The organism is Clostridium lacusfryxellense, from assembly GCF_018861735.1.
GTDB lineage: Bacteria > Bacillota > Clostridia > Clostridiales > Clostridiaceae > Clostridium_AD > Clostridium_AD lacusfryxellense.
Genome location: NZ_JAHLEB010000003.1, coordinates 115299 through 128321, shown reverse-complemented (window position 1 = coordinate 128321; position 13023 = coordinate 115299). Strand labels below are relative to the sequence as shown.

Here is a 13023-nt window from a genome sequence, read left to right as displayed (position 1 = left end):
TGTTCCCCCCCCCCGTTTATCTTTTGATTATTTCTTTCATATAAAGTATATTATATATTATATATTACTAAATTGTTATTATAATTTAAACTCTACTCTATCGAGTTTGGCAATTACTTTAATATCATTATGCGGTACCGCAACTGTCTTTATTGAAATTCTATTGCTTATTAACAATACCTTGTTGCTATCTAATGTTTTTATTTGTCTTAATAATCTTTCACCATTATAATCAACTAATGAAATAGAATTGTTTTCTATTTCGTGTGTCAAATGAGCAAAAGCAATATCTCCACTACATATCCTAAATCCAAGCATATCATCATTTTCTATTTTCAAAAACAATACTTTATCTTGAGCATATCCTTCTACCTTGTTTGATATTATAGGCATTTGCCTTATGCCAATAGCTTTCGCTAAGTCGTATTTATAAATAGAAACATCTTTAAGAACTGAGCTAAATGCATCATTCCAAACTTCATTTACTTTTCCAGTGTTTGGCCTTTCAAATTTTGGTTTACTTTCCTCCTGTGCATCATCTGCATGAAATGATACAGAAGTATCTTCAATTTCTTCTCCCAATATCTTAGATATTTTTTCTAGAAATTTTTCATTTATAACTTTTCTTCCTAATTCAACTTCATTTATAAAACCTTCAGAAACTCCTATTTTTTTACCTAATTGTTTTTGGCTTATCGATTTTGCTTCTCTTACCTGTTTAATTCTATCTCCTACTCTACTCATAATTCTCCACCTTCCCAATTTAAATATCGCAAAAAGATTTAACATAAAATATAAACCTTCTGCACCTATGCAGAAGATTTATATTTTATAGTATATTATTTTTTTTCTATAAGCTTCTCTTTCTTCAATTAGATGTCCAAAAAGATAACTAACAGTCCAATCTATAGATGTCGGTGTTACAGCCGCGAGGATCGTCTCACTGCTTTTAATTTGTCTTATACTATCAATTAGATCGTATAGCTGTTTATCACTATAATTACTAAATAGAAGTAATTTTTCATTGGGTAATTCAATATTTTCTTTTTTGCTTTCTATATTTTGTAATATTTCTTTGATTGTGAAGTTACCCATATTTTTCTTTATTACTTTGCAAGGTAATATATTTTCAGCAGCTAGTAAACTATTAAGTTGTTCTTCTTCTATACTTGTTAGTCCATATGCAAGGATAAGTTTTTCATTAATAATTTTCACCCTATATTCCCCCTACACTTTAATTTTTTTATTATTACATTTTTTCTGGTTGGCTATACTCAATTCCTAAAGTATCCACGGTCATGCTTTTTATTTTTTGTTCTTTAGATGGTTTATCTCTGAAATCTCTTTCTACCTTAGCTATTTCTAATGCATTTTCCATTCCCTCTATAACTTTTCCAAAACCTGCATAACTTGAATCTAAATGAGGAGAATTAGCTACCATAATAAAAAACTGGCTTCCTGCTGAATCTGAATCATTAGATCTAGCCATTGATAAAACACCAGTTGAATGTTTTAAATCATTTTTAAATTTATTAGAAGAAAATTCGCCCTTTATTGAATATCCCGGTCCGCCGACGCCTGTTCCTTCAGGGCATCCACCTTGAATCATAAACCCTGGTATTACTCTGTGAAAAGTGATTCCATTGTAAAACCCCTTGTTTATAAGGCTAATAAAATTATTTACTGTATTGGGTGCTACCTCTGGGTATAATTCTGCCTTTATTACTTTACCGTCTTGCATATTAATTGTTACTATTGGATTCATATATTTATCTCTCCTTTTGTTATGTATTCATTATAAATTATATCACATATAATATCATTTACCATTTTATATATATAAACCATTTATTTAATAATTTAGAAAACAACTAGAACATATAATTACATACCCTCTAGTTGTATTTTAAACAGTTTAACTAATAGGAACCTACATGATTTGCTGATCTACACTTAATTGTAAAGTAATATTGCTCTCGGGTTCATCAAGTTTTATATGAATGTTTCCTCCGGGAAGAATTATTAAAAAATGTTCACCCAGCACGTCTACCTCTCTATCTTTATCAATATTAACTACATCTATTTCTAAGTTATCATTAGTTTCTGCCCTATCATATTCATAACCAATATTTAAGCTACCAAATGTAGTTATATCTTTTAAGTGTTTATCCTCTGTTGCAATAATTAAGTGCGCAATATTTTTTTCGCAAGTAAATTTACATAGTAAATGGTTTATAACGCATAAACAATTACTTTGTGCTGGATTACTTACAACTATACAATTCACCTTTTTTGTTTCCTCAATTTTCATCTTAAATATATCATTTTCTTCGCGGTTTTCATTATTTTTCTTTAATTGAAATACCCTCAATTCATCACCTTATTTCTGTTGTGTTTTGTACAATATATACTATTCTGCTACTCGTGATATTGTTATACTAGTTAAAATATAAATACATAAATATTGTTGTAATAAAGTACTTAATGCAAATCCCATAAAAAAAAGCCTGAAGCTATTTTCAGACTATTTTCATATCTATAATCAAATCTTATATGAATTTCTTAAATTCTTTATAATCTTAACAATTTGTAGCTTAAATCTATTATTTTATTATCTTGCGAGGAATTATATATGCTTACACGGCTCTTGGTTTTCTTATCATTTAAAATATTTTTACTAACTAGCTTCCTTTTTAACTGATTTACAGTCCCTATGCTTCCATCAATTATAATAATTTTTTCCCCAACAATTTTAACTAATTCCTTTTTTATAAATGGATAATGAGTACATCCTAGGACAATAGATGCTACGTCTCTTTGCATAATCTTCGTTAGTTTTCCTTTAAGATATTTCTCAACTTGTTCGCCTTCTATAATCCCCTCTTCGATAAGTTCAACAAGTCCTTCACAAGGTAGTGGTATTATATCAACCTCTTCCTTATATACCTCCATTAAGTTGCTAAACTTCTTTTCAGCTAAAGTCATAGGAGTAGCCATAATAACTACACTCCTGCCCCTACTTACTTCAACAGCGGGTTTCAGTGCTGGTTCTATTCCAATTATAGGTATATCCGTATACCTTAATCTGAGATCATCTATAGCTGCACTAGTTGCGGTATTACAAGCGATTACAATCACTTTTACTCCCTTATTTAAAAGAAAATCTACCGCGTTAAAAGCTAGCTTTTTAACTTCATTTACATTTTTAGTTCCATAGGGCGCATTTATTGAATCCCCAAAATATATAAAATCTTCATTAGGCAATATACTTAAAGACTCCTTTAAGACACTTATTCCACCTACCCCAGAGTCAAAAAAACCTATTGATTTTTCTTTGTTATTCATATAATCACCACCATATTAAAATTAATAATCCTACGCAACATCTATAAAAATAAAAAGGTATATATTGCTGCGGTCAAATTTTATAGTCACATATATACATTACATTAAATAATATATTAATAAGTCTATCTAACTAATTTAAATTATAACATAAAAGGAGGAATGTTATGCAAACTGCTCCTAATTTTAATAAAATAAAAGATTCTATAAGTAACGGTTTAGAAATTATATCAAATAAATCTGAAAACTTTATTGAAATATCCAAACTTAAGTATAAACTTCACTTTGAAGAAAATAGTATGGAGGATCTCTACAGAGATATAGGTAAGGAACTATACACAATTTTCAAAGCTAATAATCAAGTTGAGAATTCTCTATTAGATTATTGTAATGCTTTAAGCAAAATAGAAAAACGAATAAAAGGCCTTGAAAAAGAACTTGATAAAATCAGATAAAAAATAGTTCACATAGTATGAATTTTCTCCTGCGTGACACCAAATAAGAGTTTGAAACGTGAAATTTCATTAAGAAATTCTAATCTTTTGCAAATATAAAATTCTCTAGCGCTCACATTCGGCGTTCGCCGGTTCGCTAGCCTTCCTTCCAGTCAGGCTCACGGGCTTTTTATATTTGCAAAAGAAGAATTTTAAATGGAATTTCAATGTTTCTGCTCTTTTTATTTGATGCCACTCCCGGAGGAATCCCTACTATATAACAGCACTAACCTGTATCCAGTATGGATAGCGTATAAATAAATAATAAATCTCAATAAACATCAAATAAATCTTTTAGACGGTAGGCTTCATATGCAGTACATATACTTCAAATTTAATATTCGCAAGCTGTTTCCTATGTAGTAAAAAAAGTATATATTACTGTTAATGCACTTGCTTCAATGCATTATACGTAATATATACTTTTTTGCGTTTTTTAAAATTAGAATTTATTTTACAGTTACGGGTTCCATTTCACTTTGTAATTTATTTAGATGTTTTATTTCTATAAAAATAAATACTGCAGTTATAATTGAAGCTAGTGCATCTGAGCTAGGACCTGACATCCACACTCCAGTTAATCCAAAGAATCTTGGCAAAATAAATAGTAATGGTATAAGAAGTATTACCTGTCTGCTTAACCCTAAAAATATAGATATGCCAGCTTTCCCTATAGCTTGAAAGTAGTTAGCACTAACTATTTGGAACCCTATTATAGGGAGCATCATAAGATAAATTCTAATTCCATGACTACCTACCGCTAGTAACTCTGGATCCTTATTAAATAAACCAATAATTTGCTTTGGAAATAACTCTATAATTGCAAATCCAGTTACTGTAATACATGTAGCTGCTATTATTGCTATAAATAATGCATGTTTAACGCGGTGATAATTTTTTGCTCCATAATTATATCCGATAATTGGTTGACAACCTTGGTTAATCCCAAATGTTGGCATTAAGATCATCATTACCACACTCATGATAACTCCCATAGCTCCAAGTGCTATATCCCCACCATATTGAACTAAACTTCTATTAGATATAATAGACACTACACTTGCCGCAAGTTGCATTGAAAATGGTGACATACCTATAGCAAAAATGCTTTTTACAACTTTAGCATCAAGCTTTAAATTTTTATAGCGTATTTTTAACACACTTTTACCACCAAAAAAATAATATAATACCCATATCATACTTATAGCCTGAGAAAGAATAGTTGCAATAGCTGCACCTCTAGTTCCCATATGAAAAACAAAAATAAAAATTGGATCTAAAATTGTATTTAAAATTCCGCCTATTAACATTGTAAACATAGCAGCTTTAGGATTTCCCTCAGATCGTATTGTGTTATTGAGTCCAAAGCCTACACCTTGGAATATCCCACCTATAAGTATTATTGTTATGTAGTCTTTAGCAAATGGCATAATATCTTTACTAGCTCCTATTTTTGATAAAATAGGGTCTAAAAATATAAGACCTAAAATAGTTACTAAAATTGAAATTATAATAAGGAGTGTAAATGCATTCCCTAAGATGTGTTCTGCCTCTTCTTTCTTTTGTTGCCCAAGTTTTATAGATATAAGTGCTGCGCTTCCAATTCCCACAAGCATTGCAAAAGCCATAATCATAATCGCAATAGGGAATGTAACTGTAACTCCCGCTAAAGCAAGGTTCCCTACGCCACGTCCTATAAATACTCTATCAATAACGTTATATAACCCATTGACGAGCATCCCTATAATTGCTGGCACAGAGAACTTTATAAGTAGCTTACCTATACTTTCTTCCCCTAATTGTTTTGAACTATCCAACTAATCTCCTCCTCTTTATATATAATATTTCTACATATAAACCCAAAAACCTTTTGAATAATACAAAATTTTAATATTTTATCTTAATTTCTTTGGTTAGGATATATATAATCTTAAGCTTTTTTTAATTTTATTATAAATTTACAACCCTTATTTGCATTTTGCACTAAAGTTATATCCCCTCCATGTTTTTCGATTATTGATTTTGATATTGCAAGTCCAAGACCCGTTCCACCACTTTTAGAGTTTCTTGTAGTATCTACACGTACAAAGGGATCAAATATATTTCCTTGAAATTCTATAGGTATTCCTATTCCATCGTCTTCAATTATAATTATAGCCGCATCATTTTCTAATAAAAGCTTAATACTAATAGTAATTCCCGGACTATTATATTTAATACTATTTAATATAATGTTTGATAAAGCTCTATCCAAGTTTTTCCTATCAAATGACATCTCAACCTCATCTTCAGTAACATCAAACTCATATTGAATCTGCTTTTGCTCCATCATAGGAACATACGCCGCAATAAATTCTCTTAAAAACTCACCAATATCATGTTTACCTATTTCCAATTTATACTCTGTACTTTCAACACGTGAAAATTCAAAAAGATCTTGAATTAAATCATTTGCACGTCTGCTATTATTATTAATAACCTTTAATAATTTGTTTTTTTCTTCTATTTCAATGTCATCATTCTCTAATAGGAATTCTGAATAACCCAATATACTTGTTAATGGGTTTTTTAAATCATGAGATATGTCAAGAATCATTCTTTTCCTGTTATCTTCTGCTTTTTCTTTTAGTAATTTTTCTTGCTGTATTTTTTCTGCCATTAAATTAAAAGCATCTTTTAATTGTCCTATTTCATTTAAAGAATTAATTTCTACACGCGCTGAATATTCACCATTTTTTACAGTATTAACTCCTTGCAAAAGTTTTTTTAATGGATTAACAAAAATCATTGATGTAAGTTTAGAGTAAAGTACCATTGTAGATAACAAAAATATAAATATTATAAATGGAAATAATTTTAAAAATGTAATTCTTGTATTTTTAGGCCTACTATCATATTCTAATTCCTTTTTATGTTCAATTCCCCATGTATAAGCATCGAAGATACTGTTAGGCATTGCCGTAATTAAAATAAAGTCTTTTTCATTCTCGTCTTTGCTAGAATAAAAATATCCATCCTTTAGATTATTATCAATCATATCTTTATAATACTCCTGAGTATATTTAAAACCTACCTCATGTTTACTACCATTTTGCATAACAATGACTAAATTTTTGTTAAGCACTTCAACATAGCCTTTATGCTTTATAAAATTCGTAGCGTTAATATCCTTATAACTTTGTTTAATAATATATTGAGCTGTTGCATTCTGCAATGACGGATCTACATAATTAATAGAAGAGTAAAACATTAATGCACCCATTGTTATGATAAATATTAAGATTAATATAATTAAAAATAAAATATAATTTTTAAATAATTGAGTTGCCATGTTTTTACTTTTAAAATAAGATGCTAAGATTTTTAATTTACTTTTGTTAATCATGGTTTTTCTCCATTTTATATCCTATACCCCTTATTGTTTTCAAATATTGTGGGTTCTTAGGATCCTCCTCAATCTTTTCTCTAATATGACTTATATGCACCATAATGGTGTTTGAATCTCCATAGTAAGGATTTTGCCAAACTATTTCGTACAGTTGCTTTTTAGTATAAACTTTTCCTGGGTTCTCTAAAATAAACTCAAGGAGTCTATATTCCTTTGGGTTTAAAGCGACTTCTATTTTATTTTTATAAATACAACAACTTTCCTTGTCAAGCATTAATTGTCCAACTGCTACACCGGTCTTGTGTGTCTTGTTAGAATATTTATAATATCGCCTTAGCTGAGCCTTAACTCGCGCAATTATTTCAATGGGACTAAATGGTTTTATTACATAATCATCGGCACCTAGTCCAAGTCCTAAAATTTTATCAGACTCTTCCTCTCTTGCTGTTATAAATATTACTGGTATTTCACTTGTTTCTCTAATCTTTTTCAAAACCTTAAATCCATCAATTTTAGGGATCATAACATCAAGTAGAGCTATGTCTATATCTTTACTTTGAAATATATTCAAAGCTTGCTCGCCGTCTTCTGCTGTAAAAATAACATATCCTTCTTTTGATAAATGTATCTCTAGTAATTCTCTTATGTCCTGCTCATCTTCTACAATTAGAATATTCATTATGTACCCCTCCATCTTTATATATTGTACCCCCAAAGTACACTATATTCCAAATAAAAACGATAATCTTATATCATATATCAAACATTGATTATTTTAATATTCTCTTATTATAAAGTAGTCGCCTAATTGCATACAATACTAAAGCCAATATAACTATGTCCATAACATACCAAATCAATAAATTATTTATTGGATATTCTTTTACTAAGACATAATACCCAGCTGTGGTTTTGACATACCTAGCTACTTCTTTTAAGAATAATAAAGGGAATAAGTTTAAACCTTCAATCAAAAAATATGTTCCAAACCCTGCTATTGTACTAAATCTTTTCCAAATTGGTAATCTTGAGATGCAAAATGAAAAATACATTACGAACACAGAACGAAACATATTTAACAAATATTCAATTAGATACATTATTGTATATGTTTTATTTATTTCATAAAAATATCTAGAATCCTTAATATAGCTTAAATCGCTATAATTAAAAATAAGTACAACAATTAACGATACCATAATTAATGCCAATGTAAACATCCATATAAGGTCAGGGATAAGTTTTGAAATTATAATGCTTTTACCCTCTTCATTAGGCGTGAAGATAAGATATCCTTGACTACCATATATATTTTCATTACACCTTTTGAATATTTTCAAAAATGTTATTATACCTAATATTGTAATTCCAAAAATAAATGATGAGGTATTGATAATCTCATAGTTTCTAAAAAACATCATTAAAATAGAAGCAATTAATGTATAAATAAAAAAGGATACAATATATCTAAAATAACTTGATTTAATTTCATACTTTAAATTTCTTAGCATTACTAAAACCCTCCCTTTAAAATTGTGCATTATTAACTTATATTATAATGTTTTTCAAATTAATACAATATTAAATGTACAAAACGTACATTTAACAGCATGAAAATATAAATAGGAAGATGGATTGTAATTAAACCTCCATCTTCCTATCTTTAATTTAAAATTTTATAATTCCATCCCTAGTAACAATACCTTTAATTAACGGTTTTGGGTTTGTCTTTTCCTTTACTATTTCATACGCATCTAACACCATTTTTGTTGATGTTTTTTGTTTTTCTTCACTATTTGCATAAATAGTCGCAATGGTCTCTCCCTTCTTCACAAAATCACCAATTTTCTTGTGAAGAACAACCCCTACAGATAAATCTATTATACTTTCTTTAGTCTCACGCCCAGCTCCTAAATTTAAAGCAGCAATTCCTATCGCATCAGCTTTTATTGCTTTTACATAACCTTCATAATTTGATAGTATGTCTTCTACAATAGATGGCACCTTGAACATAGACTGATCATCTACAAATGATGGATTTCCACCTTGCGCTACTACAAGTTCTCTTAGCTTCTGAAGGCCTTTTCCTGACTTTATAATATCCTTAAGTATTTCTCTTGCCTCATCTACATTCTTTGCTTTTTCGCCGAGTACAAGCATATGTGATCCAAGTGTTAAACAAAGTTCTGTAAGATCTTTTGGACCTTCACCTTTTAACGTATCTATAGCTTCTTCAACTTCTAAAGAATTACCAACAGCATATCCTAACGGTTGGTCCATATCAGTTATTACCCCAATGGTCTTTCGCCCTACATTTGTTCCTATTTCAACCATTTCTCTAGCGAGTTCAAATGCATCATCCTCATTTTTCATAAATGCTCCACTACCAGTTTTTATGTCAAGAACTATAGCATCTGCTCCAGATGCTATTTTTTTACTCATTATACTTGATGCTATTAGTGATATATTATCAACTGTTGCAGTAACATCACGAAGTGAATACAACATTTTATCTGCTGGTGCTAAATCAGCAGTTTGACCACCTATAGCGATTTTAGTTTCATTTACATCTTTCATGAATTTTTCAATTGACATTGAAGTTGAAAATCCTTCAAAAGATTCTAGTTTATCAATAGTTCCGCCAGTATGACCGAGCCCTCTTCCTGACATTTTAGCTACTGGCACTCCTGCCGCTGCAACAATAGGTCCAACTATTAACGTAGTTGTGTCACCAACACCGCCAGTACTATGTTTATCAACTTTTATACCCTTAATCTTAGATAAATTAATAGTTTCTCCGCTATTAACCATTGCCATTGTTAAATTTGTTGTTTCTCTCTCGTTCATCTTTTGAAAGTATATAGCCATAAGCAACGCAGAAACCTGGTAATCTGGGATAGACCCCTTCGTATATCCAGATATAAAGAAGTTAATTTCTTCTGTAGTAAGCTCATTTCCATTTCTTTTTTTCATTATTAAATCATACATTCTCATGCTACGCACCCCCATAATTATTAATTTTAGCCATATGTTATAATTTAATAATTAGAATTAACTTCCTTAGTACCATTAACTATAGCTATAGAACTACTAGCTCCTATTCTACTAGCACCAGCTTCAATCACTGCCATCGCATCCTCGGTTGTTCTTACTGCTCCAGAAGCCTTAACTCCCATGTCAGGTCCTACAACTTCTCTCATTAGCTTTACATCATGTACCGTTGCTCCTCCTGTTGAAAACCCTGTTGAAGTTTTTACGAAATTTGCGTTAGCTTCTTTAGCAATTTTACATACTTTTATTTTTTCATCATCCGTTAACAGGCAAGTTTCAATTATTACTTTTACTAATGCATGACCGTTGCATACATCGACTACTGCTTTGATTTCATCCTTAATAACATCATATTTATTTGATTTTACAGCACCAACATTAATTACCATATCAATCTCCTGTGCACCATTGTCAATTGCTTGTTTTGCTTCAAATGCTTTTACTTCTTTAGTAGTTGCTCCAAGTGGAAATCCAACAACTATACATGTTTTTACGTTGGTTCCATGTAATTCTTTACTCACAGTTGATGCATAATATGCATTAGCACATACAGATGCAAATTCATATTCTTTAGCCTCATTGCAAACTTTTATAATATCTTCCTCAGTCGCTTGTTGCTTTAATAATGTGTGGTCAATAAATTGCTCTAATTTCATATTAATCTTCTCCTTTATTTTTTTAATTTTTTTCTGATCCTTTTAATGTAATCTCTGGAATAATAGTAATTCTTTTGATTTCAGGACCTACCTTGTTATTTAATTTTCCAAGTAACATTTCCATGCTAGTTCTACCAAGTTCCATAGACGGTCCATTAATAAAACTAATATTCATTCCTATTATATTTAACATATCAAGTTTATCAAATCCAATAATAGCCATGTCACTAGGAACATCAATCTTTTCTTCATTGAATGCTTTTATACATCCTAATATCATGGTATTACTAGTTACAAATATCGCAGTAGGTCTATTATTCATTTTTAATATTTGCTTAGTAATCTTATAAGCAGTCTCATACTTATAATCACCATAAAAAATATATTCATTTTGCAGCTTTATATTATAATCCTCTAAAGCCTTCTCATAACCTAGTAATCTCTCTTTAGCGGGCCTAGAATTCATATCCCCTGTAATTATAGCAATTTTTGTGTGGCCTTCTTTTATTAAAATGGATGTTCCCTCATAAGCACCCTTTATGTGATCTATAAAAACTCCACTAAACTCAAGACATTCAACATGCCCATCAATCAAAATCACTGGAATTCCTAAATTTTTAAGAGCTATTAAATTTTCATTATTATTTGGATCCTTATAAATACTTGTAGTTATAAGAAGTCCTTGTATTCTTTGCTGCTTAAGTACATTAATAGCTTTTAATTCCTTGTCTTTATCATCATCAGTATCACAAAGAATTATGTTTAAGTTATGCTGATCAGCGATTTGTGTAATACCTTTAATAATTTCTCCGAAAAACGGATTATTAATATCCGGAATTATGACACCAATAGTATTTGTTTTACTTCTAGACAGACTTCTAGCTATAGCGCTAGGTGTATAATTTAGATCTTTTATTATCTTTTGAATCCTTTTTCTTGTTTCATCTTTTACATATCCCGAGTTGTTTAAAACTCTTGATATGGTAGCATGGGATACTTTGGCTTCTTTAGCAATATCATTTATTGTAACGCTCATTTTGTCCCTCCTCATATCCCTAATACTCACATAATTCTAAGCAGATAAAATATTTTTTAGCTATACATATGTTACCGCTTTCACATTTAGTATACTGCAAGGTTGGTAAAATTTCAATAGAGTAAATATAATCTACATCAACTGAATTAAACCAATTAAAACGGGAATATAATTAATAATGTTACAAATAAAGTTACTACTGCGATGGTTAATTATCCATCACAGTAGTAACTTTACTTAAGCTAAATATCTAATTTTTTGTATTACAATTTCTAAATTTTTCATTAAAGATATAGTATCATCAATATGCTGAGAACTAGCCTTTATGCCTTTTTGTATAATCCTAACTTGTGGTCTTAATGCAAGATTATGAAATACATCTGTTACCACATCAACATCAAATAAGTATGAACCTTGTTTACAAATCGTAATTTTTTAGTTAATAACACACGCCCTAAAAAACAGAAAGGCAACCGCTCGCGATTGTCCTTCATGATGACTATAAAAAAATTTATTTATTTGGTACTAATAACCATAATACTGCATCTAAAATATCTTCTGCTATATAATTCGGTTCCATATTAGACCACTTATCTCTATCCTTACCCAATGAATCCATTCCTGCACCAGTCTTAACTAATATTGTTTTTGCCCCTGCACTATCCCCTGCCAACATATCGCTCCACCTATCTCCAATCACGACACATTTTGATAGATTTACATAATATTCATTTGATGCCCTAATTAACAATTCAGGGCTAGGTTTTCTACAAGAGCATTTTTGTTTACTTCTATGTGGACATATATATGCCTTATCAAATCCAAATCCTAATAATTCCGCTTCAAATTGACTAGCCGTACTTTCTCCTCTTGAAATTCCCGGTTGATTAGTAAATGCAAAAATCTTTATATTTGAGTTTTTTAAAAGTTGTATTGCTTCTTCGCTAAATGGGAACAATTTGAATTCCCCCGGATAAGTCACTGAGCAATTACCACCAATGGTTCCATCCCTATCTATAAATACGGCGTCTATGATATTCCCCACATTCGTAA

General features: G+C 30.1%; 15 protein-coding genes. 1 reads left to right on the top strand and 14 read right to left on the bottom strand.

Going from position 1 to position 13023, the window contains the following annotated elements; all coding sequences use genetic code 11:
• Positions 1 to 78: 78 nt before the first annotated feature.
• From KPL55_RS03480 to murI, 5 genes are all read right to left on the bottom strand, one after another.
• Positions 79 to 744 carry a helix-turn-helix domain-containing protein gene (locus KPL55_RS03480; protein WP_216305325.1) on the bottom strand — a complete coding sequence of 222 codons (666 nt, stop codon included), beginning with the start codon at positions 742 to 744 and terminating at the stop codon, positions 79 to 81.
• A 78-nt stretch (positions 745 to 822) separates the two neighbouring features.
• Positions 823 to 1215, bottom strand: coding sequence for a DUF3783 domain-containing protein (locus tag KPL55_RS03475; protein WP_216305324.1), 393 nt, complete (start codon positions 1213 to 1215; stop codon positions 823 to 825).
• A gap of 34 nt (positions 1216 to 1249) precedes the next feature.
• The gene (locus tag KPL55_RS03470; protein ID WP_216305323.1) at positions 1250 to 1765 is read right to left on the bottom strand and encodes a peptidylprolyl isomerase; all 516 of its coding nucleotides are present in this window, start codon (positions 1763 to 1765) and stop codon (positions 1250 to 1252) included.
• Between the two features lie 165 nt (positions 1766 to 1930).
• Positions 1931 to 2371: a hypothetical protein gene (locus KPL55_RS03465; protein ID WP_216305322.1), complete on the bottom strand. Its 441-nt coding sequence runs from the start codon at positions 2369 to 2371 to the stop codon at positions 1931 to 1933.
• A 200-nt stretch (positions 2372 to 2571) separates the two neighbouring features.
• The gene (murI, locus tag KPL55_RS03460; RefSeq protein ID WP_216305321.1) at positions 2572 to 3345 is read right to left on the bottom strand and encodes a glutamate racemase; all 774 of its coding nucleotides are present in this window, start codon (positions 3343 to 3345) and stop codon (positions 2572 to 2574) included.
• Positions 3346 to 3512: 167 nt separating this feature from the next.
• On the opposite strand from murI, the gene KPL55_RS03455 reads away from it, so the two are divergent.
• Entirely contained in the window at positions 3513 to 3800 is a 288-nt protein-coding gene (locus tag KPL55_RS03455; RefSeq protein ID WP_216305320.1) for a hypothetical protein, read from the top strand.
• A 488-nt stretch (positions 3801 to 4288) separates the two neighbouring features.
• Here the strand turns inward: KPL55_RS03455 and KPL55_RS03450 are convergent, their stop codons facing one another.
• The 9 genes from KPL55_RS03450 to KPL55_RS03410 all read right to left on the bottom strand — a co-directional run bounded on the left by KPL55_RS03450 (position 4289) and on the right by KPL55_RS03410 (position 13015).
• Positions 4289 to 5656, bottom strand: a complete 1368-nt coding sequence (locus KPL55_RS03450) for an MATE family efflux transporter (protein WP_216305319.1) — start codon at positions 5654 to 5656, stop codon at positions 4289 to 4291.
• 113 nt (positions 5657 to 5769) lie between these two features.
• Positions 5770 to 7224 (bottom strand): sensor histidine kinase, encoded by a 1455-nt coding sequence (locus KPL55_RS03445; protein ID WP_216305318.1) that lies wholly within the window; start codon positions 7222 to 7224, stop codon positions 5770 to 5772.
• Positions 7217 to 7906 (bottom strand): response regulator transcription factor, encoded by a 690-nt coding sequence (locus KPL55_RS03440; RefSeq protein WP_216305317.1) that lies wholly within the window; start codon positions 7904 to 7906, stop codon positions 7217 to 7219. Before KPL55_RS03440 ends, KPL55_RS03445 begins: the two co-directional genes overlap by 8 nt.
• 91 nt (positions 7907 to 7997) lie before the next feature.
• The gene (locus tag KPL55_RS03435) at positions 7998 to 8738 is read right to left on the bottom strand and encodes a hypothetical protein (protein WP_216305316.1); all 741 of its coding nucleotides are present in this window, start codon (positions 8736 to 8738) and stop codon (positions 7998 to 8000) included.
• A 157-nt stretch (positions 8739 to 8895) separates the two neighbouring features.
• Positions 8896 to 10221, bottom strand: a complete 1326-nt coding sequence (locus KPL55_RS03430; protein ID WP_216305315.1) for a pyrimidine-nucleoside phosphorylase — start codon at positions 10219 to 10221, stop codon at positions 8896 to 8898.
• A gap of 44 nt (positions 10222 to 10265) precedes the next feature.
• Positions 10266 to 10934, bottom strand: a complete 669-nt coding sequence (deoC, locus tag KPL55_RS03425; RefSeq protein ID WP_216305314.1) for a deoxyribose-phosphate aldolase — start codon at positions 10932 to 10934, stop codon at positions 10266 to 10268.
• A 22-nt stretch (positions 10935 to 10956) separates the two neighbouring features.
• Positions 10957 to 11970: a LacI family DNA-binding transcriptional regulator gene (locus KPL55_RS03420; protein WP_216305313.1), complete on the bottom strand. Its 1014-nt coding sequence runs from the start codon at positions 11968 to 11970 to the stop codon at positions 10957 to 10959.
• A gap of 237 nt (positions 11971 to 12207) precedes the next feature.
• A complete protein-coding gene (locus KPL55_RS03415; protein ID WP_216305312.1) occupies positions 12208 to 12360 on the bottom strand; it encodes a hypothetical protein in 153 nt (50 codons plus the stop codon).
• 121 nt (positions 12361 to 12481) lie between these two features.
• The gene (locus KPL55_RS03410; RefSeq protein ID WP_216305311.1) at positions 12482 to 13015 is read right to left on the bottom strand and encodes an HAD-IIIA family hydrolase; all 534 of its coding nucleotides are present in this window, start codon (positions 13013 to 13015) and stop codon (positions 12482 to 12484) included.
• Between the last annotated feature and the right edge of the window lie 8 nt (positions 13016 to 13023).